The sequence below is a fragment of the Mesorhizobium sp. B2-3-10 genome (assembly GCF_006442275.1).
GTDB classification, from domain to species: Bacteria; Pseudomonadota; Alphaproteobacteria; order Rhizobiales; family Rhizobiaceae; genus Mesorhizobium; species Mesorhizobium australicum.
This window is the reverse complement of the sequence record NZ_VFVT01000001.1, coordinates 540,040-562,152: the sequence shown is the minus strand read 5'-3', so window position 1 is coordinate 562,152 and position 22,113 is coordinate 540,040. Positions and strand designations below refer to the sequence as shown.

24 protein-coding genes are annotated in these 22,113 nt (G+C 63.6%); 10 read left to right on the top strand and 14 right to left on the bottom strand.

Annotated features, from left to right (window positions below; all coding sequences use genetic code 11):
- Nucleotides 1–53: 53 nt before the first annotated feature.
- The 4 genes from FJ943_RS02860 to FJ943_RS02845 all read right to left on the bottom strand — a co-directional run bounded on the left by FJ943_RS02860 (nucleotide 54) and on the right by FJ943_RS02845 (nucleotide 1,903).
- A complete protein-coding gene (locus FJ943_RS02860; RefSeq protein ID WP_140712227.1) occupies nucleotides 54–545 on the bottom strand; it encodes an SRPBCC domain-containing protein in 492 nt (163 codons plus the stop codon).
- 41 nt (nucleotides 546–586) lie between these two features.
- The gene (locus FJ943_RS02855) at nucleotides 587–1,033 is read right to left on the bottom strand and encodes an SRPBCC family protein (protein WP_140719693.1); all 447 of its coding nucleotides are present in this window, start codon (nucleotides 1,031–1,033) and stop codon (nucleotides 587–589) included.
- Nucleotides 1,033–1,350 (bottom strand): helix-turn-helix domain-containing protein, encoded by a 318-nt coding sequence (locus FJ943_RS02850; RefSeq protein ID WP_140719691.1) that lies wholly within the window; start codon nucleotides 1,348–1,350, stop codon nucleotides 1,033–1,035. Before FJ943_RS02850 ends, FJ943_RS02855 begins: the two co-directional genes overlap by 1 nt.
- 82 nt (nucleotides 1,351–1,432) lie before the next feature.
- Nucleotides 1,433–1,903 carry a GNAT family N-acetyltransferase gene (locus FJ943_RS02845; protein ID WP_140719689.1) on the bottom strand — a complete coding sequence of 157 codons (471 nt, stop codon included), beginning with the start codon at nucleotides 1,901–1,903 and terminating at the stop codon, nucleotides 1,433–1,435.
- Nucleotides 1,904–2,057: 154 nt separating this feature from the next.
- On the opposite strand from FJ943_RS02845, the gene leuD reads away from it, so the two are divergent.
- A complete protein-coding gene (gene leuD, locus FJ943_RS02840; RefSeq protein WP_140719687.1) occupies nucleotides 2,058–2,663 on the top strand; it encodes a 3-isopropylmalate dehydratase small subunit in 606 nt (201 codons plus the stop codon).
- A gap of 50 nt (nucleotides 2,664–2,713) precedes the next feature.
- The gene (locus FJ943_RS02835) at nucleotides 2,714–3,649 is read left to right on the top strand and encodes a hypothetical protein (protein WP_140719685.1); all 936 of its coding nucleotides are present in this window, start codon (nucleotides 2,714–2,716) and stop codon (nucleotides 3,647–3,649) included.
- A 615-nt stretch (nucleotides 3,650–4,264) separates the two neighbouring features.
- Here the strand turns inward: FJ943_RS02835 and FJ943_RS02825 are convergent.
- Nucleotides 4,265–7,618 carry a tetratricopeptide repeat protein gene (locus tag FJ943_RS02825; protein WP_246671817.1) on the bottom strand — a complete coding sequence of 1,118 codons (3,354 nt, stop codon included), beginning with the start codon at nucleotides 7,616–7,618 and terminating at the stop codon, nucleotides 4,265–4,267.
- Nucleotides 7,619–7,861: 243 nt separating this feature from the next.
- Between FJ943_RS02825 and FJ943_RS02820 the strand changes: the two genes are divergently transcribed.
- The 3 genes from FJ943_RS02820 to leuB all read left to right on the top strand — a co-directional run bounded on the left by FJ943_RS02820 (nucleotide 7,862) and on the right by leuB (nucleotide 9,897).
- Nucleotides 7,862–8,245: a RidA family protein gene (locus FJ943_RS02820; protein WP_140712221.1), complete on the top strand. Its 384-nt coding sequence runs from the start codon at nucleotides 7,862–7,864 to the stop codon at nucleotides 8,243–8,245.
- Between the two features lie 13 nt (nucleotides 8,246–8,258).
- Entirely contained in the window at nucleotides 8,259–8,609 is a 351-nt protein-coding gene (locus tag FJ943_RS02815) for a VOC family protein (protein WP_015314972.1), read from the top strand.
- Nucleotides 8,610–8,793: 184 nt separating this feature from the next.
- Nucleotides 8,794–9,897, top strand: a complete 1,104-nt coding sequence (gene leuB, locus FJ943_RS02810) for a 3-isopropylmalate dehydrogenase (RefSeq protein WP_015314971.1) — start codon at nucleotides 8,794–8,796, stop codon at nucleotides 9,895–9,897.
- Here the strand turns inward: leuB and FJ943_RS02805 are convergent, their stop codons facing one another.
- From FJ943_RS02805 to FJ943_RS02790, 4 genes are all read right to left on the bottom strand, one after another.
- On the bottom strand, nucleotides 9,898–10,347 hold the full coding sequence (locus FJ943_RS02805; protein ID WP_015314970.1) for a MarR family winged helix-turn-helix transcriptional regulator: 450 nt from the start codon (nucleotides 10,345–10,347) through the stop codon (nucleotides 9,898–9,900).
- Nucleotides 10,340–10,768: a polyketide cyclase gene (locus FJ943_RS02800; protein ID WP_140719683.1), complete on the bottom strand. Its 429-nt coding sequence runs from the start codon at nucleotides 10,766–10,768 to the stop codon at nucleotides 10,340–10,342. The genes FJ943_RS02805 and FJ943_RS02800 overlap by 8 nt, the downstream gene beginning before the upstream one ends.
- A 135-nt stretch (nucleotides 10,769–10,903) precedes the next feature.
- Nucleotides 10,904–11,635: a DUF805 domain-containing protein gene (locus tag FJ943_RS02795; protein ID WP_140712219.1), complete on the bottom strand. Its 732-nt coding sequence runs from the start codon at nucleotides 11,633–11,635 to the stop codon at nucleotides 10,904–10,906.
- A gap of 215 nt (nucleotides 11,636–11,850) precedes the next feature.
- Nucleotides 11,851–13,719, bottom strand: coding sequence for a DEAD/DEAH box helicase (locus FJ943_RS02790; RefSeq protein ID WP_140660419.1), 1,869 nt, complete (start codon nucleotides 13,717–13,719; stop codon nucleotides 11,851–11,853).
- Nucleotides 13,720–14,176: 457 nt separating this feature from the next.
- On the opposite strand from FJ943_RS02790, the gene FJ943_RS02785 reads away from it, so the two are divergent.
- Together FJ943_RS02785 and FJ943_RS02780 are read left to right on the top strand one after the other, a co-directional pair.
- Nucleotides 14,177–15,211: an aspartate-semialdehyde dehydrogenase gene (locus FJ943_RS02785; protein ID WP_023774477.1), complete on the top strand. Its 1,035-nt coding sequence runs from the start codon at nucleotides 14,177–14,179 to the stop codon at nucleotides 15,209–15,211.
- Between the two features lie 212 nt (nucleotides 15,212–15,423).
- The gene (locus FJ943_RS02780; protein ID WP_140719681.1) at nucleotides 15,424–15,876 is read left to right on the top strand and encodes a GNAT family N-acetyltransferase; all 453 of its coding nucleotides are present in this window, start codon (nucleotides 15,424–15,426) and stop codon (nucleotides 15,874–15,876) included.
- 2 nt (nucleotides 15,877–15,878) lie between these two features.
- Here the strand turns inward: FJ943_RS02780 and FJ943_RS02775 are convergent, their stop codons facing one another.
- Entirely contained in the window at nucleotides 15,879–16,286 is a 408-nt protein-coding gene (locus tag FJ943_RS02775) for an ACT domain-containing protein (RefSeq protein ID WP_140719679.1), read from the bottom strand.
- Nucleotides 16,287–16,458: 172 nt separating this feature from the next.
- Between FJ943_RS02775 and FJ943_RS02770 the strand changes: the two genes are divergently transcribed.
- From FJ943_RS02770 to FJ943_RS02760, 3 genes are all read left to right on the top strand, one after another.
- Complete coding sequence (locus tag FJ943_RS02770; RefSeq protein ID WP_140719677.1) at nucleotides 16,459–17,364, top strand: bestrophin family ion channel; 906 nt, start codon at nucleotides 16,459–16,461, stop codon at nucleotides 17,362–17,364.
- A gap of 103 nt (nucleotides 17,365–17,467) precedes the next feature.
- The gene (locus tag FJ943_RS02765; RefSeq protein ID WP_140618262.1) at nucleotides 17,468–17,878 is read left to right on the top strand and encodes a DoxX family protein; all 411 of its coding nucleotides are present in this window, start codon (nucleotides 17,468–17,470) and stop codon (nucleotides 17,876–17,878) included.
- Between the two features lie 179 nt (nucleotides 17,879–18,057).
- Nucleotides 18,058–18,321, top strand: coding sequence for a YMGG-like glycine zipper-containing protein (locus FJ943_RS02760; RefSeq protein ID WP_015314961.1), 264 nt, complete (start codon nucleotides 18,058–18,060; stop codon nucleotides 18,319–18,321).
- Between the two features lie 78 nt (nucleotides 18,322–18,399).
- On the opposite strand, the gene rpsP is transcribed toward FJ943_RS02760, so the two are convergent.
- The 4 genes from rpsP to FJ943_RS02740 form a co-directional block, all read right to left on the bottom strand.
- On the bottom strand, nucleotides 18,400–18,798 hold the full coding sequence (gene rpsP / locus FJ943_RS02755) for a 30S ribosomal protein S16 (RefSeq protein WP_015314960.1): 399 nt from the start codon (nucleotides 18,796–18,798) through the stop codon (nucleotides 18,400–18,402).
- 48 nt (nucleotides 18,799–18,846) lie between these two features.
- The gene (locus FJ943_RS02750) at nucleotides 18,847–19,173 is read right to left on the bottom strand and encodes a chorismate mutase (protein WP_015314959.1); all 327 of its coding nucleotides are present in this window, start codon (nucleotides 19,171–19,173) and stop codon (nucleotides 18,847–18,849) included.
- A 7-nt stretch (nucleotides 19,174–19,180) separates the two neighbouring features.
- On the bottom strand, nucleotides 19,181–20,776 hold the full coding sequence (gene ffh, locus FJ943_RS02745; RefSeq protein ID WP_015314958.1) for a signal recognition particle protein: 1,596 nt from the start codon (nucleotides 20,774–20,776) through the stop codon (nucleotides 19,181–19,183).
- Nucleotides 20,777–21,071: 295 nt separating this feature from the next.
- Nucleotides 21,072–22,028 carry a type II CAAX endopeptidase family protein gene (locus FJ943_RS02740; RefSeq protein WP_140719675.1) on the bottom strand — a complete coding sequence of 319 codons (957 nt, stop codon included), beginning with the start codon at nucleotides 22,026–22,028 and terminating at the stop codon, nucleotides 21,072–21,074.
- Between the last annotated feature and the right edge of the window lie 85 nt (nucleotides 22,029–22,113).

Below are 22,113 nucleotides of genomic sequence, written 5' to 3'. Positions count from 1 at the left end.
AACAGGCGTGGGTCAAGGCGTGCGGAGGGGCGTGACGTCGCTCCGCACGCCGATCAGGCCGCAGCCAGCCTTCCAGCCTCGACATGCGCCTGCAGCCAGGCCAGCACCCGGGCCCAGTCCTCGGCATGTTCAGCCGCCGCCTCTTGCCGCCCGCCAAAGCCGCCATGGCAGATGGTGACGCGCGTGCCGTCGGCGATAGGCTCCAGCAGCCAGGCGACCCTGGTTTGCCGCCGGCCAAGCGTGGGATGGTCCCAGCCATGGGCCCACGTCTGCACGATCCGGCGCGGTGTTTCGATTTCGAGGAATTCGCCGCCGGCCGGCAGGTCCCTACCGCCGGCCGTGCGCACGACAACAGTCCAGCGGCCGCCGACGCGAAGGTCGGCCGACCAGTCGACCATCCGGTAGGTATCGGCTGACCCCCACCATTGCTCGGCTTCCTTGCCGACCAGCGCCTTGAAGACGCGTTCGGGAGGCGCGCCGATCTCGGCCGATGCCATGATCGTCTCGCCATTGGTCATGCTCCGCACCCTGAGAGCGTGCATCATCGATGCCTCCACGTGAAATTTGTTCCGCTAGCGAAACGAGTTCAAGCTTTCGATGGCGGACGCTCGAATCCCTTGCCGGTCTCGAGCAGGCTCTTCAGGCTGGCCAGCACCAGCGGCCAGCCTTTGGCGACATTGCCGATCAGCCTGTGCGGGCCGTCCGCCTCATGGGTGACGGCAAGTTTCATCAGCTCGCCGTCGGGCTCGATGGTGAAGGTGCAGCGCGTGTAGCCGTCTTGCCTGATCTCGGGCATCCATTCATTGCGCCATTTGATGACCAGGCGTCGTGGCGAGTCGATCTCGAGAATCTCGCCACTGTCGGCGACACGGCCGTCCGGGAAGATCAGCTTCCAGCTGGAGCCCACTTTCCAATCGCTCTCCTGATAGGAGCAGAGGAAAAACTGCCGGTTGAACTCCGGGTCGGTCAACGCCTCCCAGAGTTTCTCCGGCGTGGTGCGGATATAGGTCACGTAAACGAAGCTGTTGCTCATCAGTCTTCCCTTTCGAGGCGTTTCTTCAGATCACTCAATGCATCAAGCCGGTGGCGCTCGAATTTGCCGATCCAGCGTTCGGCGATCTCATTGATCGGAACCGGGTTGAGGTAGTGCTCCTTCCCTCGGCCCCGGCGGATGGTGGTGACGAGGTTCGCCTCTTCCAGGATCGCCAGGTGCTTGGTCACCGCCTGGCGGGTCATGGCCATCTCCGCGCACAGCGCATTGAGCGTCTGTCCGTTCCCGGCATGCAGGCTGTCCAGCAATTGCCGGCGTGTCGGGTCGGCCAGGGCGCGAAAGACGGCATCCATGCTCATGGCTTTAATATGCAACCATTTGGTTGCATGTCAAGCGACAAGGTCGCTCACCGTTGACGATGGATGGATCACAGAGGAAAAGTCAGCGCTGGCGGGAGATCCAGAAGGCGTCGGGCATGCGCTTCATGCCGATGCGTTCATAGAATCCGACAGCGTCGGGCATGGAAATCAGGCTGATGGCGACCGACGGTCCGAGCTGCCGGGCCACCTCGTCCATCAGTCCCTTGCCGATGCCCAGGCCTTGCGCCTTGGCCGAGACGGCAAGATCGCTGATGTAGCAGACCCAGGAAAAGTCGGTCAGGCAGCGGGCAACGCCAATCAGCGGCCTGCCTCCCATGTCGAGACCGGCCATGTCGAGACCGGCCCTGTCGAGACGGGCCATGTCGAGACGGGCGGTCACGATCAGGCTGGCGCCCTCCAGCATCGCCTTCAGCCTTGCCTCGTCATCGACGGGCCGGACTTCGCCGAGACCGGATTCCACCAGCACGCGGCGGAATTCGGGAATGCCGAGCGCCAGTTCGCGCGCATAGAGAACGTGGGAGTTTTCCACCATTGGACCAGACTGCACCATCGGGCGGTGAATTCGAAGCTGTTTTGCACAGCGCCCTCGTGCCGGCGCGCACGAACAGTTGCCTTTTATTTGCCCGCGGCTTTGTGTAAACCGAGCCTCAGCAAATCCCCCCGCAACGAAAACACGGGCCAAAGCCATGGAAAAATTCACCAAGCTCACCGGCGTCGCCGCTCCCATGCCGATCGTCAATGTCGACACCGACATGATCATCCCGAAGGATTATCTCAAGACGATCAAGCGCACCGGGCTTGGCACCGGCCTCTTCGCCGAGATGCGCTACAAGGACGACGGTTCGGAAAATCCGGATTTCGTGCTCAACAAGCCCGCTTACCGCAAGGCGCAGATCCTGGTTGCCGGCGACAATTTCGGCTGCGGCTCGAGCAGGGAACACGCGCCATGGGCGCTGCTCGATTTCGGCATACGCTGCGTCATCTCGACCTCGTTCGCCGACATCTTCTACAACAACTGCTTCAAGAACGGCGTGCTGCCGATCACCGTCAGCCCCGAGGACCTGGAGAAGCTGATGGACGACGCATCGCGCGGCTCCAACGCCACCCTGTCGGTCAATCTCGAAGCCAAGGAAATCCGTGGCCCGGACGGCGGCGTGGTCACCTTCGACCTCGACGACTTCAAGCGGCACTGCCTGCTCAATGGGCTCGACGATATCGGCCTGACCATGGAAAAGGCAGGCGCCATCGCCTCGTTCGAGAAGAAGAACGCCGAACTGCGCCCCTGGGCCTGAGCGGCCGCCAGGACCGGCCCTTTCCGGGCCGGGTCGAGGGAGGGACAGTCATGAGACATCAGCTTCTTGCCGGCGTTTGCGGGCTGGCCTTGTTGCTGGCGCCCGCCGCGAGCGGGCTCGCGCAGACCCAGACGCCCGCCGCGCAACAGGCGCCGGCGGTGGAAAAGCCGGCCACCGATCAGGATGCGGGAGCCAACGCCGCCGACGCCGCCGATGACGACAAACAGGCGCCGGTGCCGTTCGAAGGCGGCCACCTCACCATCACGCAGCCGGAGCAGGACGGCGAGAAGGTGCTTGCTTATGACGGTAAGCAGCTGGCCAGCAATTACGATCTCTTCTTCGACAAGATTGTGGAGGTTGGCGGCATCAAGGTGGCCCTGTTCGATGTTGGCGATGGCGGCAATCAATGCGGCCCGGCGACGGTGATCGTCTGGAAGCCGGAAGGCGGCGCCATCCAGAGCACCAAGGTCGAGCAGGACGAGTGCGGAGCGCCGCCCGCGGGAGTGTCCGACAACGCCATCTATTTCGTGCCCTATCTCCTGCCGGGGGACCAGAAGCCGGCCCTGCAGTGGTCGCCGACGGATGGGCTGACGATTTCGGGCAATCTCACCTACATGCCCGAACCCGGCACCGACTGGAAAGACATCGATCCGGAAAAGTACCAGAACATCATCGACGCCTTCCACAATGAGGCTGTCTACAAGGAAGCCGAAAAGCTGCTCGGCAAGGACATGCCCGATATGGCGACCAGCCTGCTGGTCGGCGGCGGCACGGAAAAGACCGCGTCCGGCGCCTTCTTCGCCAGCGGCTGCGTGCCGCATGATTGCGGCGGCAATGACGGCTTCATGGCCGTCGACCCGGCCAAGCACCAGCTCTATTTCGCCCGCCGCGGCGACAATGGCCAACCGAACGCCTGGCCGGCGCTGGGGACATGGCCGGCCGATGTGAAGGAAGCGCTGGACAAGGCGCTGGGGTCGGCGAACTAGCGCTGTCGCCAAGCGCGACGGTCTTCCGTCGCCATTTCCCGACGGAGGCTACGATGCAGAATCAGCGACAAGTGACAGCAGCCGGGCTGCTTCTCGGTGGCGGCTTGCTGACACCGACCCTCGCCCGGGCGGCTGCTCGGCTCAACCACTGGCGGGACGGTTCGCGGCGACATTGAGCGCGGGCGATATCGACGCCTTCTCCGAACTGTTCGCCGACACCTATGTGAATCATCAACAGAGCGCCGCGGCACCGCCGCCGGCCAATGTCAGTCCGAAACAGGCGACGGTCGCTTTCTTCAAGGCGCGGCTGACGGCAATGCCGGATCTCAAAGTCGTCACGGAAGTCGTGGTCGCCGACAAGGACCATGTGGCCGCGAGCTTCGTCTACAGCGGCACACAAGGTGTCTATTTCGGTGTCGCACCGACCGGCCGGACGCTGCACTTCACCTCCTGCGACATTTTTTCGGGTGGAAGACGGTCGCATCATCGGCATTGGGCATGGGTGATATCGCAGGCGTCCTGGCGCAACTGCGAGCCTGATTCATCACCGGCTCACCGTTGTGAGCCCGCCATCGGACCAGTCGGACGACCTCCATGCAACTCCGACGGACAAGCTTATTTCGCTTCGAGGCTGAGCGCTTTCTTGCGGTCGGCCTCGGCGCGTTTGTGGTTTCCCTTGGCTTCCCATGCTTGGCTTCGCGCTTGATAAGCGGCAGCGAAATTCGGCTTCATCCTTATTGCTTGGTTCAGATCGGCAATGGCGCCATCATAGTTCGATTGGCGAACGCCGATCGCTCCTCGGCCGAAGTAACCGAAAACGTTATTGCGATCGAGGCTGAGCACAGTCTCGAAATCGGCAAGTGCTGCTGCGTCTTCTCGCCGGGCCATTCGGAACATGCCTCGACCGGCATAGCTCCTGGCGTTCGTTGGATCAAGACGGACGGCTTTGTCGTAATCCGCCACCGCTCCGTCATAATCCCCTTGATATTTGAGGTTGCGGCCGCGATCGCCATAGGTCTCGCCAATGTCGGGGTTGATCGCGATCGCAAGGCTGAAATCGGCAATGGCCTGAGCATAATCGCCCTTTATCTCCCAAAGGAAGGCGCGGGCCACATATGCGTCCCGGAATGCAGGGAACAGGAGGATTGCCTTGCCATACTGCGCGATGGCGCCGTCATAGTCATTTTCGTTATCCAGCACCCCTCCCTGCTCGAAAGCCACTCTGGCTGCAGGTGGAATAGTGTAGCCACGATCGGTCAAAGCCTTTAGATTCTTCGGCTCAGGCCCAACGGCACCCGATGCAGCAGCGTCTTTTGCCTTCGCGGCCAGAGCCGTAATGCGCTCGGTCACATAGCTGACATTGTAAGGATCGAATTTTATCGCCTGATCGAAATCGGCAATGGCGCCCTCATAGTCATTCATGTCGACTCGTGCCATGCCGCGCCCGAAGTAACTGGCTGCATTTTTCGGGTCGATCTTAATCGCCACTGAGTAGGCCGCGATCGCCCGCTCGGCGTCGCCCCTGGCGCTCCAAGCCGACGCGGAACAGACAAATGCGTCGCTCGCTTCCGGGTCAATCTTGGCGGCCTGGCTACAATCCGCCAAGGCTCCGTCGACATCGCCCGACATGGTCTTGGCGATGCCCCGGAAAATCCACGCCGACTCTAAGTTTGGGAGGAGATCGATCACCCGATCATAGTCGGCGATCGCTCGACTGTAGTTGCGTTTTGCGGCCCAGGCCTTGCCGCGACCGAAATAGGCGAACGGGCTATTGGGGTCGAGGGCGATCGCCTTCTCATATTGCCCGATGGCTTGCTCGTATTTTCCGGCACCCGAGAAAGTGTCGCCGTTCTGCACTGCGCTCAGGACGCCCGGGCGAGCCGCCTGAGCCAGCTCCGTTATCTTTGACGCGGGCAGCTTTTCGGTTGGCTTTGCTTTACCCTGGCTGAGTTGCCGGGCCAGGATTTCAACCCCGGCCGCGACGGAGGGTTTCGGCTGTTCCACCCTCGGTGGAGTCAACTGCATGCTTTCGCCGCTTGCAACCTGCTCGTCGCAAGCTCCTGCCCATTTCGGATCGAGTTCGACCGCGTGACGGCAATCCGCCGATGCTCCGGCCTTGTCCCCGTTCGTCGCCCTCGCTCGCCCTCGCGCCAGATAGGCTTCAGCATTGTCGGGATCGAGGCGGATCGCAGTGGCAAGATCGATGAGCGCGCTGTCGGCGCTATATTCCGCGAGACGCGCCTTGGCGCGCTCGATCAGGACTTTCGCAGCTGCCGGGTTCCTGGTCCCTCCCGCAGCCGACTCGGCTGGTTCGGCCGACGCATGGTCGTTGCAGGAACCCGTTCGCCTGGGGTCGAGATCAACGGCGCGCCGGCAGTCCTTGGCGGCGACGGCGTCGTTCCCTCGCGATGCCTCGGCGATCGAGCGGTTGTAGAAGGCGTCGGCATTGTAGGGGTCGCGTTCGATTGCAAAGTTGAACGAGTCTATCGCGTCATTGAGATTTCCACGCGCCTGTTGCTCCAGGCCCCGCTTGAGCGTCGAGGCCACGATCTCGGAATGATCCACCTTCTTGGGGTATGGCTGAAACGGCTCATACGTTGGAGGCTCGGCAGGCTTCGCCGCTTGCATCGCGGCTGGGTTGGAGGTGTCGGCGGTCTCGGGACCCTGATTGTCCTCCGTGTCTGGTGCCTGCAGTACGGGTTGCCCCTTCGCCCTGCGCTTGTCGAGCTGGACGCGAAGCCTTTCGTTGCGGTAGCCCACGTTGGCCGGATCGAGCGCGATTGCCTTATCCAGATCGGCGAGTGCCTTGTTGGGATCGCTCGTCTCCCAGACAAGCGCCCTCTCAAAATACGGTTTTGGATCGTCGGCACTGATGGAAATCGCTTTGTCGAGGTCGGCAAAAGCCTCCTTTGAATTGCCGATTCGAGCCATAGTCATCCCGCGCACGCGATAAGCCTCGGCGTTGGCCGGGTTGCGGCGGACGGCTTCATTCAGATCGGTGAGCGCGCGGGTATAATTCTTCTTTAAGCCCCAGCTCTTGGCGCGATTGAAGTAGAAAGCGGAACTTGTTGGATTGAGCCGGATAGCCTCGTCGAATGCAGCGATGGCGCGGGTATGGTCGCCCTTTTCCTGCCACCCCACTCCAATCGCATTTTGAGCAGAAGCGGGGTTTGAGCCGGGGCCGCCGTCGCGCGGGTCGCCGAGAGCTTTCACGATCAGGTGGCTGCAAGCGCGTCCTTTGCTCACGTCGACGCCAGCTATGTACTTGCAGTCGGCTTCAGCGCGCTTGCGCTCGCCCTTCGCGATCCACGAGCGGACGCGGTCTTGATAAGGCGCGACCGGGTCGGTACGGACGCTCTCCGCTTTGTCATAGTCGGCTTGGGACCGCGCCGCGTCGCCCTTGTCTTCCCATTGGACACCGCGCACGCCATAGGCGATCTCGTTGGCGGGGTCGATGTCGATCGCCTTGTCGCACTCGGCAATAGCGCGATCATGCTCGCCTCCTTTGCCGAGTGCCCTGGCGCGATAGGCGTAGAGGTTGGCGTCGTTCGGCGTGAGCGCGATCGCGCCCGTATAGTCCGCCACGGCTCGGTCGAAGTCCCCCTTGCTCTCCCAGGCAATGGCGCGGTTGGTAAAAGCGCGCACGTAAGTCGGATCGAGCGCTATCTTCATGTCAGCGATGACATGGTCGATATCATTCTTTTGCGTATAGGCAAGGCCACGCCAGAAATAGGCATTCACGCGCAGATCGGGTATCTCGCTGCTGTCCTCGGCGATGGGCGTGCAGGCGGCGATCTGCTGGTCGGCGCCAACCTTGCCGTCGCTGAAACAGGTGGCGTAATCCATGCCCGCGCCAAGCGCCGTAGAGCCAAGCCCGGCCTGGGCCGCCATCGCTGTCAAGACTACCACCGGCACGCGCGAAAACCGTACCACGAAGGCGCGAGCGAGCGCGACGGTGCGGCTTGACATAATGATTCCTCCCCCCGGAGTGACCGCGTCTGCTCTCGCGGATACATATATAGTTCTCTTTTTGTTCCTGAATGCAAGCAGAAATTGTGGCGGCGGTTGACTTTGCCGATTTCCCTTTGTGGCGTCCGGGCACAAGCTGGCCCGTCGGGGCCATAGATTCTGCACCGCCGATCCATCCGCATTGGCCCATGGCAGGATCGGGTTTTCGCTCCAAAGTAGCTGCAACAATGCGAGGCTCCCCCCATGCGCAAGCTCATCTCAACCGGCTCGCCGTTCGAAAAGACCGCCGGCTATTCACGCGCCGTGGTGCAGGGCGACTGGTGCTTCGTGTCCGGGACGACCGGCTACGATTACGCCACCATGACGATGCCGGACAGTGTCGAGGCGCAGACGCGCAATTGCCTGGCGACGATCGGCAAGGCGTTGCAGGACGGCGGCTTCGAGATATCCGACGTGGTGCGCGCGCACTACTACATCACCGACCAGGCCTTCGTGGATGTCGTCTTCCCGATCCTTGGCGAGACATTCGGCGACATCAGGCCGGCGGCGACGATGATCGTCTGCCAGCTCAACAAGCCGGAAATGAAGATCGAGATCGAGGTGACGGCGCTGCGGCGTACCGTGTGAGGAGACTTCCGCCATGAAGGTCCGGCGTATCGTGGCCAATATCGAAACGCCGGACGTGGCCGCGGCGAACCGTTTCTACCATGACGTGCTTGGCCTCGACATCCTGATGGATCAGGGCTGGATCGTAACCTACGGTTCCGAGGACATGATGGAGCTGCAGGTCAGCTTCATGACGCAAGGCGGGTCCGGTACGCCGGTGCCGGATCTGTCGATCGAGGTGGACGATGTCGATGCGGCATTCGAAGCCATGAAGGGCGCCGGCTTCGCCGTCGAATACGGACCCGCCGATGAACCCTGGGGCGTGCGGCGCTTCTATGTGCGCGATCCGCTGGGCCGACTGGTCAACATTCTCTCGCACCGGTGAGCGCATCTTCCGTGGCCACTAACTTGGACATGCCGGCGGGACAGCGGCGACAGGTCCTTCGTCCTCCCCTTGCGCTGCAACCGCTTGGCGTTTAGCAAGGCCGCGTCGCACAGCGCCGCGAGCCTCTTTGGCGCGCGAAGGACGCCGTGCAAACCGAAACGCATTCTTTCTAGGACGGCTCACCATGGCAACGAAGCATCTTTTCCTGCTCCCCGGCGACGGCATCGGCCCCGAGGCGATGGCCGAGGTCAAGAAGCTGATCTCGGCCATGAACGCAAAGCTCGGCAGTGGCTTCGTCACCGACGAGGGCCTGGTTGGCGGCTGCGCCTTCGATGCGCACGGTGCGGCGATTTCCGATGCCGACATGGAAAAGGCGATGGCTGCGGACGCGGTGCTGTTCGGCGCCGTCGGCGGACCGAAATGGGATGCCGTGCCTTACGAGGTGCGCCCCGAAGCCGGCCTGCTGCGCCTGCGCAAGGACATGGAGCTGTTCGCCAATCTCAGGCCCGCCATCTGCTATCCGGCGCTGGCCGCATCGTCCTCGCTGAAGCAGGAAGTCGTCGAAGGCCTCGACATCCTCATCGTGCGTGAGCTGACCGGCGGCGTCTATTTCGGCGAGCCCAAGCAGATCATCGATCTCGGCAACGGCCAGAAGCGCGGCATCGACACCCAGGTCTACGACACGTTCGAGATCGAGCGCATTTCGGGCGTCGCTTTCGAGCTCGCGCGGACCCGCAAGAACCATGTCACCTCGATGGAAAAGCGCAACGTCATGAAGTCGGGCGTGCTGTGGAACGAGGTCGTCACCCAGACCCACAAGGCACGCTATTCCGACGTCAAGCTCGACCACATGCTGGCCGATGCCGGCGGCATGCAGCTGGTGCGCTGGCCAAAGCAGTTCGACGTCATCGTCACCGACAATCTGTTCGGCGACATGCTGTCCGACATCGCCGCCATGCTGACCGGCTCGATCGGCATGCTGCCGTCGGCCTCGCTCGGCGCGCCTGACGCCAAGACCAAGAAGCGCAAGGCGCTGTACGAGCCGGTGCACGGTTCGGCACCCGACATTGCCGGCAAGGGCATCGCCAACCCGATCGCCATGATCGCCTCCTTCGCCATGTGCCTGCGCTATTCCTTCGGCATGGTCGACGAAGCCGACAAGCTTGAAGGCGCTATCGCCGCCGTGCTCGACCAGGGCCTGCGCACCAAGGATATTTTCTCACCCGGCATGACCGAGGTCGGCACGGTCGAAATGGGCGACGCGATCATCGCCAAGTTCCTGGGATAATCAGCGGATCTCGCCGGCAAGCTGCCGCAGCAGACCGACGAGCCGCGCCTCGTCCACCGGCTCGAAAAACGCTGAGTCGGCGGCCTCGACGGCGACGATCGCTTGCTGGGCGGCCGCCGCCCCGGCGGCGGTGACGCGGATCACCTTGGCCCGGGAGTCCCGGGAATCGGCTTCGCGTGCGATCAAACCCTTGGCCTCCAGCCGGGCGACGACGTCAGAGGTCATCTTCACCTCCGTGCCGGCCTGGGCGGCGAGCTGCACCTGGTTGGGCGGTTCGCCATTGCGGCCAAGCCACATCGCCGAGGCGAGCAGCACGAACTGGACATGCGTCAGGTCGAGCGGCGCCAGCGCCGCCGTCATGACGCGCTGCCAGCGCATGGTGGTTCGCCAGAGCAGTAAGCCGGGGCTCTCCGACGGCCCGCCCTTGAAGCGCGTGTCGAGTTCAGCCATGGTTCGCCAACGCCTCCGCCTGCTCGAACAACTTGGCCATCGACACGTCGAAATCGCCACTGATCTGGGGCCCGAGTTCCGGGCCGACCTCGGCGGCCGAAGGACCTGAGATATCGAGCCGGTGCGTCACCTGCGTGCCGCCTTCGACAGGCACCAGAGTGTGCCGGAACAGCAGCTTGGTGTCGCCGAACGAAGTTTCATCGGCATAGGTCACGTTTTCGACGAGATCGACGATGGTCGATTCGAACGTGTCCTGACCGACCGGCGTCACCGAAACGCGGGTGCCCTTGGCGAATGGCCCATGCAGCACGAAGGTATCGGAGCCTTCATAAGTCAGGCGGCCTTCATGCAAGGCCTTGAGCGCGTTCCAGATGGCTTGCGCAGGAAGGGCGGAAGTCGCGGTGTATTCATTGGTCCACATCGTCTTGCTCCATTCACCTATTTAATCTGCACACAGACTATCTGTGCGCGGATTAAATAGCAAGCGGAATCTTCGTCTGTGACGAAGATCGGCTGAACCGTCGTTTTTGGAGTGACCTTTCTCGGGAACTGACCGCTAAACCCTGACTCCAGCAGGCACTGGTCCCCACTGGTTTTCACGCGCCTGGGTCGGGATCAGCGCGAAGACCAGGATGATCAGGCTGCCGATGCTGGGGATCAGGATCACCAGATAGAGCCAGCCCGACAGGCCGATATCGTGCAGCCGGCGCACGGTCATGCCGAGGCCGGGCAGGAGCGTCGCCAAGAGGAAGGTGCCGCAGAGGCCGACCGTCACCGCCGCCGAGACATCTGTGTCGAAATTGCCCATTTCGATATCGGTGAAGATGCCGATGCCGCCGACGATCAGCAGGCAGACCACCCAAAACAGGCAATAGCCCCAATATTCCTTGCGGCGGGCGCGGCCGGCGAAGTTGAAGTAGTTCTGCGTCAGTCCACGCCAGAAATAGCCCCAGAGATCACTGGGTTCGGCGGTTGCGCTCTCGCTGGATCGGCCGAAATGCTGCGCCTGCGGTGCGCGGGCTGTGGATGCGGTGCCGGCTTGGGCCGGTGCCGCATCTATGCCTGCGCCAACCGTCGAGTTCACGGCCGGGCCTGCGGTGGTTTGGCCAGCGATCGAAAAGACGTCGCGCGCCTGGCCGCCGCCCGGCTGGAACTCGACCGCCGTCCCGTTGGGCATGGCGGTTTGCCGGCGCAGGTTCTCGCGGGTGAAAGTGTAGCTGCTGCCGTCGGCTCCGGTGATGAAGCCGAAGCCCTGGTCCTCGTCATAGTGAAGCACTTCACCGCGCATCCGCCCGCCCCTTGTAGCCCGTTCCCTGCCAAGATGTGGCACAGGCCCAAGCCCATGGGCAAGCCGCCCATAGCTATGACAGCCAAGCGTTCCGATGCCTGCCGCGCGTCCCTGGCCGGGCACATCGCCAGACAGCACCGGCCGACACTGGCGTCGGCAAGCTGGGCGGCGATCATCCGGGCCGGCCTGAAGCAGAGCGCGGCCAGTCTGGATTCCTACGAAGGCCGCTTCTTCGTCTTCTTGTTTTTTGGCGGACCGGCGTTGTCGAATTTCGGCTTGCCCGGCTTCTTCGCCCACGGCTTTGCCTCATGCGTGGTGGCCGGACGATGGTCGACTGAAGCCGGTGCACGCTTCTCGAATTTGCGCTTCGGCGCGTTCGGGTCGAACGGCGCCTTGCCGCGATGCGGCTTCTTGTCCGGGCTCGGCGGCTGATAGCCGGCCCGCGACAGGTCCGGCGTGCCGTCCAGCCGCTTGACCACGATGTTGCCCTGCAATTTGCGGTCGGGACCGATCGCGGCGAGAAAGCGCTCCGCCCAGTCGGCGGCGATCTGCACGAACGTCTCTTCCGGCTGCATCTTGATGGCGCCGATCTCGCGCTTGGAAATGCTGCCGGCACGACACAGCATCGGGATCAGCCAGCGCGGCTCGGCATTCTGCCGGCGCCCCACCGACAGCGAGAACCAGACGCTGGCGCCGAAATCGTCGCGGCGGCTCGGTGCCTCGTCGCGAGGGCTGAATTTTTCGCCCGCCGCTCTTTCACGCGATGGCGTGAAAGGCGCGACGTCCATGAGATCCTCGGGCGCCGAGCGGCTGGCGCGGCATTGGCGCACGAAAGCGGCCGCCACCTGTTCGGCGCCATGCCGGCTAAGAAGCGCATCGATGAACTCGCGCTCGTCATCCTTGACCGGTTCGTCGAAAGCCGGGTCGGCAAGAATGCGCTCGTCGTCGCGCCGCATCACGTCGTCGGCCGAGGGCGGGCTCGCCCAGGTCGCCGTCAGCTTGGCGCTTTGCAGCAGCCGCTCGGTGCGCCTGCGGGCGCTGTTAGGCACGATCAGCGCGCTGACGCCCTTGCGCCCGGCACGTCCCGTGCGGCCGCTTCGGTGCAGCAGCGTTTCGGGATTGGTCGGCAGGTCGGCGTGGATCACCAGCTCGAGATTGGGCAGGTCGATGCCGCGCGCCGCGACGTCGGTGGCGATGCAGACTTTCGCGCGGCCGTCGCGCATCGCCTGCAGCGCGTGGCTGCGTTCGTTCTGGCTGAGTTCACCCGAGAGCGCCACGACGGAAAAATTGCGGTTGTTGAAGCGTGCGGTCAGATGGTTGACGGCGGCGCGCGTGTTGCAGAACACCAGCGCGTTCTTGGCCTCATAGAAGCGCAGCACGTTGATGATGGCGTTCTCGCGGTCGGCCTGGGCTACATTCAGCGCCCGATACTCGATGTCGAGATGCTGCTTTTCCTCGCCGGCGGCCGAGATGCGCACGGCATCGCGCTGATAGCCCTGTGCGAGCGTGGCGATGGAGCGCGGCACGGTGGCCGAGAACATCAGCGTCCGGCGCTCGGCCGGTGCGGCATCGAGGATGAATTCGAGGTCCTCGCGAAAGCCGAGGTCGAGCATCTCGTCGGCCTCGTCGAGAACCACGGCCTTCAGCGTCGACATGTCGAGCGAATGCCGCGTGATGTGGTCGCGCAGCCGGCCGGGCGTGCCGACGACGATGTGGGCGCCGCGCTCCAGCGCGCGCCGTTCGGTGCGCATGTCCATGCCGCCGACGCAGGACGCCACCGTGGCGCCGGTTGGCTCATAGAGCCATTCGAGCTCGCGCGTCACCTGCAGCGCCAGTTCGCGTGTCGGCGCCACCGCCAATGCCAGCGGCGCCGCTGCCGGGCCGAAACGTTCCGCGCCGTCGAGCAGCGTCGGCGCCATGGCAAGGCCGAAGGCGACGGTCTTGCCCGAGCCGGTCTGCGCCGACACCAGCGCGTCGGCCTGGCCGAGCTCCAGCACCGCCTTCTGCACCGGTGTCAGGTCGGAATAACCGCGTTTTTCCAGCGCTTGTGCCAGCGCGGGAACAATACCATCGAAATTGGACATCTCGTTCTTTCGGAATTCAGGGTTCTGCGCTCATCATGGAGCACATGCCGGGGGCTGGCGGCGCCAGCCAAACAATCTTGGCCGTTCGTACTTCCTGCCGCCCTTCTTGTACAGGGTGCCATGAAGGCTATGCGGCGTGCCGCCAATTGACTCCTGCCGCAAACCGCGTAAAAGCCCGCTTCGAACGGGATCGTTTTTCGATGCGCGGCCTTTTGATGGCTCTTCTTGCATTCGATGCCCCCAGCCTCAATGCGAATCATTGGGCCGGGCGCGTCGCTGCGTCGCCTCGTTCCGGCAAAACCCTATTCTTGGCCAGGAAAACCACCAAAAGCACCACCAAAACGGTGTGATTCCCTTGGCCTAACCACCCTCTCCCGGGTCCGGCCCGGGGGACGGAACCCGCACTTGGCCGGCGGGTTTTCTCCAAAAACCAAGCGGAGAGGGACAGGAGATTTTTATGAGTTTCAAGGTTGCGATAGTCGGCGCCACGGGCAATGTGGGCCGGGAAATGCTCAACATCCTGGAAGAGCGCGGCTTTCCAGTGAGCGAAGTCGTGGCGCTCGCCTCGCGGCGCAGCATGGGCACGGAAGTGTCGTTCGGCGACCGCACGCTGAAGGTCAGGCCGCTCGACCAGTATGATTTTTCCGACACTGACATCTGCATCATGTCGGCCGGCGGCAATGTCTCCAAGGAATGGTCGCCGAAGATCGGCAAGCAGGGCTGCGTCGTCATCGATAATTCGTCGGCCTTCCGTTACGACCAGGACGTGCCGCTGATCGTGCCCGAGGTTAACCCGGACGCGATCTCGCTGTTCACACGCAAGAACATCATCGCCAACCCGAATTGCTCGACGGCGCAGCTCGTCGTGGCGCTGAAGCCGCTGCATGATTTCGCCACCATCAAGCGCGTCGTCGTCGCCACCTACCAGTCGGTGTCCGGCGCCGGCAAGGAAGGCATGGACGAGCTGTTCACGCAGACGCGTGCGGTGTTCGTCGCCGACAGCGTCGACGTCAAGAAGTTCACCAAGCGCATCGCCTTCAATGTCATCCCGCATATCGATGTCTTCCTCGATGACGGTTTTACCAAGGAAGAATGGAAGATGGTCGCCGAGACCAAGAAGATGCTCGACCCCAAGATCAAGCTGACGGCGACCTGCGTGCGCGTGCCGGTGTTCATCGGCCATTCGGAAGCGGTCAACATCGAGTTCGAGAAGCCGATCACCGCCGATGAGGCGCGCGACATCCTGCGTGATGCGCCGGGCTGCCAGGTCTTGGACAAGCGCGAGGATGGCGGCTACATCACGCCGCTGGAATCGGCCGGCGAGGACGCCACCTTCATCTCGCGCATCCGCGAGGATTCGACCATCGACAACGGCCTGTCGATGTGGATCGTCTCCGACAATCTGCGCAAGGGCGCGGCGCTGAACGCCGTGCAGATCGCCGAGCTCCTGGTAGAGCGCGGCCTGATCCAGCCGAAGAAGAAGGCGGCATAATCTTCGCTCACGGGCCGTATCGCCGCTGCCGCGGCTGGCCCTCCGCGAGGGCGCCGGACGACCGGCGGCCCGCCGTCGCGGGCTCGGCCTCCGGCCGTTAGCCCTCTTCTCCCCGTCACTATACGGGGAGAAGGTCCCGGCAGGGGGATGAGGGGCGGCGCTGGCCTGTCCATTTTCCTCGACCGACCGGCGGCAGTCACAGGCTTGTAGTTATGACCGATAACATCAAAGTCGCTCCGCGCCCGGCCATCGGTTCCGACGCCGCTTCCATCGCCAAGGTCATGCGTGCGGCGCTTGCCTCGTTCGACTGGATGCCGGTCTTGCACACGCCGGAGCAGGACTTGTCTTTCATCCGAGATATCGTGTTGCCCAACCAGCAGGTGACGATCGCCGAGGCCGACAATGACATTATTGGCTTCATTTCGGTCAAAGGCGAATGGATCGAGCAGCTTTATCTTGATCCGGCCTGGACGGGCCAAGGAATTGGTAGCCGGCTAGTGGAAGAGGCTGCCGCCATCTTGCCGGTGGTCAAGTTATATTGCTTTCAGGCCAACAGCGGTGCCCGCCGCTTCTATGAACGCCACGGATTTCGCGCCGAAGCGTTCGGCGACGGTTCGACCAATGAGGAAGGATTGCCGGACATTCTTTACGTCCGAAGGCGCTGATTTCAGCCAGCGCTGTCCTTGGCGAGCTGATGCAGCACCGCCATCGCCTCCTCCGCCCGCCCAGCCGGCACGAACAGATGGTCGTGGTAAAAACCCGAGACCGGATTGACGCCCATGCCGGCGGCGGCGAGGCGCGCGGTGATGGCGGCGAGGAAGCCGACGGCTTCCAGCGATGAGTGGACGTTCAGCGTGATCATCCGGCAGCGGAACGAGGCGGTCAGCTCAGTGCTCCGGGCGGCTTCCTCCGTCACGATCAGCGTCGTGCCTTCGCGCTCCCGAAACGCCATGACCGGTTCGAGGCCTTCGGGCTGTGGAACGCCAGGCGCCAGCGTGGCGAAGACATAGATGCCATCGCGCAGTTCCGGCGTCATCGACGCCAACAGAGTGCTCAGATCGGTCTCGCCCGTCACTTTTTCTCGCCTGCATCGGGACGGCAGCAGCTTCTCAATATCCGCAAACAGCACACACCGGTAGTCGACACACGGACGACATGGCAATGTCGTCGGCGGCCGGGCTTGCATGACGGCCGCATCGCACAATACAGGAGCTGAGGGCCGACGCCGGTCCGTGAAAGGCTCCCGAATGATCGTTCGTCCGCGCCCCACCTTCCTGCAGCTGTTCTTCATCATGCGCGGTTCGGTGGTGCCACGCATCCTGCCGCAGATTTTCGGCTTCGCGATCTATTCGGTGGTCATCCTCGTCGTGGCGCGCCGGTTCCAGCTCGATCTCGGCGTCTTCAACATCACGCCTTTCGGACTGGTGGGCGTGACCTTGTCGATCTATCTGTCGTTTCGCAACAACGCCGCCTATGATCGCTGGTGGGAGGCGCGCAAACTGTGGGGCGCGCTGGTCTTCGAAATCCGCAATCTGGCCCGCGCCACGACAAGCCTCATTCCCGATCGGGCCGAGCAGCGCGCCCTGCTGATGGAAGCGCTGGCCTTCTGTCATTTTCTGCGCGGCCAGTTGCGCAAGATCGACAGCGTCAAGGAGGTCCATGCCTTCATCGAGGCTGAAGCCGGGACGGCCGCTAGTTTCGCCAATCCGGCGGACGAGATGGTCAGGCGCATGGGCCGCTGTGCCAATGCGCAGCGCCGGGCTGGCGACCTCGACACGATCGGTTTCCGCATTCTGGATGAGAGGCTGGCGTCAATCACCGCCATCCAGGCCGGCTGCGAGCGGATCGCCGGCACGCCCTTGCCCTTCGCCTACACGCTGCTGGTGCACCGCACGGCCTACATCGTGTGCCTGCTGCTGCCGATTGGCCTGATCTCGACCACCGGTTGGGCAACGCCATTGTTCACGGCGCTGATCGCCTACACCTTCTTCGGCCTCGACGCGCTTTCGGAAGAGCTTGAGGATCCGTTTGGCACCGAAGCCAACGACCTCGCGCTCGACGGCCTGTGCCGGGTCTGCGAAATCTCGGTGTTCGAGGCCTTGGGCGAGACGCCACCAAAGATGCTGTCGGCCGAAAAGTTCTATCTTTCGTAACGCCGCACCGTCAAAAATCCGAACATTTGTCGGATCGACGCCTCATGGAACGTCCTTGGGTCGACCCCACCGAAAAAGGGGCTGACCATCAGGAGGACACCCAATGAGCATTTCTCAAACCGCGCCCGTCTCGGCTGGCGCCCTGTGGACCGGCCGGGCGCTCAGCGGCCTCATCGTCCTGTTCATGATCTTCGACGGCGCCATCAAGCTGCCGCCGCTCGACGTGGTCACCCAGACGATGGTGCCGCTTGGGTGGCCAGCCGATCCCAACGTCGCGCGCATGCTGGGCGTCATCGGCCTGGTCTCGACCGCGCTCTACGCGCTGCCGCGCACCTCCGTGCTCGGCGCCCTCCTGCTCACCGCCTATATGGGCGGCGCCATCGCCACCAATGCGCGCATCGGCAATCCGCTGTTCTCGCACATGCTGTTCGGCGTCTATCTCGGCATCATCCTATGGGGCGGCCTCTATCTGCGCGACCCCAGGGTTCGTGCGCTGATCCCGTTCAGCCGATAGCTGTTCCGAGCCAAGAACAGCGTCCACTTCGCCTGCACGCCATCGGGTGGCAATACCGCCGATGCGGTCTGTTTGGGCGAGCAGCGTCGCGATCTTCGTTCTCCTCGGGATCAAATTAGCCGTCTGAGAGTTAAGCACTTGGCGGCGAGACGGCGATCCGCGTGTGAGAGGAACGACAAATGAAGAAAATACTGACCATTCTGGTGCTGACGACGGCACTGGGTGCATGTTCGCAAACGGAAAAAGGGGCTGCCGTGGGCGGCCTGGGCGGTGCTGCGGTTGGCGCGGCCGTGGCCGGAGATCCGGTGCAGGGCGCTGTTGTCGGCGGTGCGGTCGGCGCCGTGGCCGGCGCGCTGATCGGCCATGCCAGCGAAAGCGGCCAATGCCGGTACCGCGATCGCCATGGTCGGGTCTATGTCGATCGCTGCCCAAGCGGTTATTGATCGGCCGTAGTCCAAACATGAAGAGCAAAACGGCGGGCACAGGCCCGCCGTTTTGTTCCCGCAAGGAATAGGACGCGATTACTCGGCGGTAGCGGCTTCCGCTTCGGCCGGTGCGGCAGCGGCCGAAGCGGCGGCAGCGGCGTCTTCCTGGGCCTTCTTCAGCAGGGCGGCGCGTTCCTGCGCCTTCTTGCCGGGCTCGGCCTTCTTCGGGTTGGAGCGGGCTTCGCGCTTGGCAAGGCCGGCCTCATCGAGGAAGCGCAGCACGCGGTCGGTCGGCTGGGCGCCGTGCGACAGCCAATGCTTGACGCGGTCGGCGTCGACCTTGATGCGCTCGCCGTCCTTCGGCAGCAGCGGGTTCCACGAGCCGAGCGACTCGATGAACCGGCCGTCGCGGGGCGAACGGGCATCGGCGACGACGACGTGGTAGTAAGGACGCTTCTTCGAGCCCGCACGGGCCAGTCTGATCTTCAGTGCCATTTCTTTTCTCCTAAAAGCTCTGATTTCGTTTGATAAGTCAGGGTTTCTTCAACCCGTTTTCGTCACGCCGTTGGCAGCGGCGATCTGTTCGTGGTGCCGGATCACTTCGCGGACGACGAAGTTGAGGAATTTCTCCGCGAAATCCGGGTCGAGATGCGCGTCATGCGCCAGCTGGCGCAGGCGGGCGATCTGCTGCTGCTCGCGCGCCGGGTCGGCCGGCGGCAGGCCATGCTCGGCCTTGAGCACGCCAACCGCCTTGGTGCAGCGGAAGCGCTCGGCCAGCATGTGAATGAGGGCCGCGTCGATGTTGTCGATCGAGGCGCGGTAGCCGGCCAGGATGGTGCGGGCGTCGGCCATGTCCTTTTCTTCGTTCATAGCGTCCTCACTTTTTCTTGCCGAGACCGGGCAGGCCGCCACCGCCGCCAAGGCCGGGAAGCTTCATGCCGCCGGGCAGGCCGGGCAAGCCGCCGCCGGGAAGACCGCCGGGCAGGCCCTTCATGCCGCCGAGGCCGGCGGCCTGCGCCTGCTTCTGCAAGGCTTCGAGCTGCTTGGGGTCCATCTTCGATAGATCGGGCATGCCGCCCATGCCGCCGGGCATCATGCCGCCCCCCAAACCACCAAGGCCCATCTTGGAGGCAAGGCCACCCATCATGCCGCGCATCAGGCCGCCGCCTTTGCCCTTGCCGCCCATCGCCTTCATCATGTCGGCCATGCCGCGATGCATCTTCAGGAGCTTGTTGATCTCGGCGGCATCGGTGCCGGAGCCGGCGGCGATGCGCTTCTTGCGCGAGTGCTTGAGAATGTCGGGATTGGCGCGCTCGGCCTTGGTCATCGAGGAGATGATCGCGAGCTGGCGGCCGAACATCTTGTCGTCGAGGCCGGCGGCGGCCATCTGGTCCTTCATCTTGCCCATGCCGGGCATCATGCCCATGATGCCGCCCATGCCGCCCATCTTCGACATCTGCTGAAGCTGCTGGGCGAGGTCGTTCAGGTCGAACTTGCCCGACTGCATCTTCTTGGCCATCGCCGCCGCCTGCTCGGCATCGATGTTCTCGGCGGCTTTTTCGACGAGCGAGACGATGTCGCCCATGCCCAGGATGCGGTCGGCGATCCGCTTGGGGTGGAATTCCTCCAGCCCATCCATCTTTTCGCCGGTGCCGATCAGCTTGATCGGCTTGCCGGTGACGGCGCGCATCGACAGCGCGGCACCGCCACGGCCGTCGCCGTCCATGCGGGTCAGCACCAGGCCGGTGATACCGACGCGCTCGTCGAAGCTCTTCGCCAGGTTGACGGCGTCCTGGCCGGTCAGCGAATCGGCGACCAGCAGGATCTCGTGCGGGCTCGACACCTTCTTGATGTCGGCCATCTCGACCATCAGCGGCTCGTCGATATGGGTGCGGCCGGCGGTGTCGAGGATGACGACGTCATGGCCGCCGAGCTTGGCCGCCTGCACGGCGCGCTTGGCGATATCGACCGGGTTCTGGCCTGCGATAACAGGCAGCGTCGCCACCTTGACCTGCTCGCCGAGCTGGCGCAGCTGCTCCTGCGCGGCCGGACGCCGCGTGTCGAGCGAGGCCATCAGGACCTTCTTGTTCTGCCGCTCGGTCAGCCGCTTGGCGATCTTGGCCGACGTGGTGGTCTTGCCGGAGCCCTGCAGGCCGACCATCATGATGACGACCGGGGCCGGCGCGTTGAGGTCGATGGCGACACCCTCGGCGCCGAGCATGTCGACCAGCTCGTCATGGACGATCTTGACGACCATCTGTCCCGGCTTGATCGACTTCAGCACCGCGGCGCCGACGGCCTTCTCGCGCACCTTGTCGGTGAAGGACCGCACCACTTCCAACGCCACGTCGGCCTCGAGCAGCGCACGGCGCACCTCGCGCAGCGCTGCCGAGACATCCGCCTCCGACAGCGCGCCGCGGCCGGTCAGGCCGTTCAGGATGGAGCCAAGACGCTCCTGCAGCGATTCAAACATTCGTTTTCCTATTCCCTGGCACCCGGATGATGCCCGAGAGGTAATGCGTTCGCGCCCAGTCTCCAAGCAAAAGCCAGTCCAAGCAAAAGCCCAAAACCAAAAAGCACCCGGGGGCGCACAGCGCTGCCGGGTGTTGGCCTCCAGGATCTGTTTACAGCACTCGGCCTCAAAGAGGTTTCGGCATCCTGGTCGGCTTGCTCGGAGGGATACTCGTCGCGGAATTGGTGGGCTGTAGACAGGAATTTGGCGCGAGAGTCAAGGCAAGGCCGGTGTTGCGATGCTTTCCGGGCAGCGATCAGGCAGCACCCACAGCATTTGGAACCTCGGCCGTGACCTTCAGCGGCGAGCGCGGATGCAGCAGCAAGACAATCGTCAGCAGGCTGCAGGCAATGCCGATGAGCGCAATGAGGATGGCATCCGATATCATCCAGCCCGGCCCTTCGAGCGGCTTTGCGGTGAACAAGGCGAAGGAATTGTAGCTCTCCTGATGCGAGATCAGCAGGAAGCCGGTGAGGTTGTTGCCAAGATGAGCTCCAAGGGCGGCCCCGAGATTGCCGGTGGCGTAGACCACGAGCGTCAGAAGCAGCGCGAAGGCAGCGATCGAGACCAGCACGCTGGCGTTGATGGCGGCCGACGAACCGCCGCTCCAGTGCAGCGAGGTGAACAGCAGGCCGGGCAGCAGCGCCCAGACGCACGGGCTTCTGAACCGATTGGCCAGGCCACGCAGCAGATAGCCGCGAAACAGCACCTCCTCCGACGAAGTCTGCAGCAAGGTGAGCGCGGCGATCGGGATCGCGAACAGCAGCCATGACGACAGACTGATCGTGCCGCGCGCGATGCCGGGCTCCAGCAGATAGAGCAGGATTTCGGACAAGGCCGAGGTGATCAGCACCGCGATCAGCCCCTTGAGGAAGTCCGGTCGCGCTACGCGGCGGCCGGCGCCAAGCAGCGCCGACAGCGGCTCGCCATGCACCCAGCGCATGGCGATCCACAGGCCGATCCAGATCCCGGCGAAAGAGGCGAGCGCGCAGAGGATGCCGGCGGGCGAGGCGAGAAAACCTTCCATGCCGTATGGCGAAGTCGCCGCCCCCTGCCAGGCGAAGTAAACATGGGTGCCACCGAACAGCACGGCCGCGGTGGTGGCGCCCCAGAACAGGACGACGATCAGCGTTCCCAGCAGCAGGCGCGGCAAAGTCGTCCTGGCGTTCGGCGTGTTGCGATAGCGCTCGAAGGCAGTGTCGTCGATCGTCACGCTTGTCCTCGATCCCAATCCATCGCTGCTTGATCCAGCTGATGGCTTCGGGAACCGGAATCGATATCAGCAGGAATACGCGCAC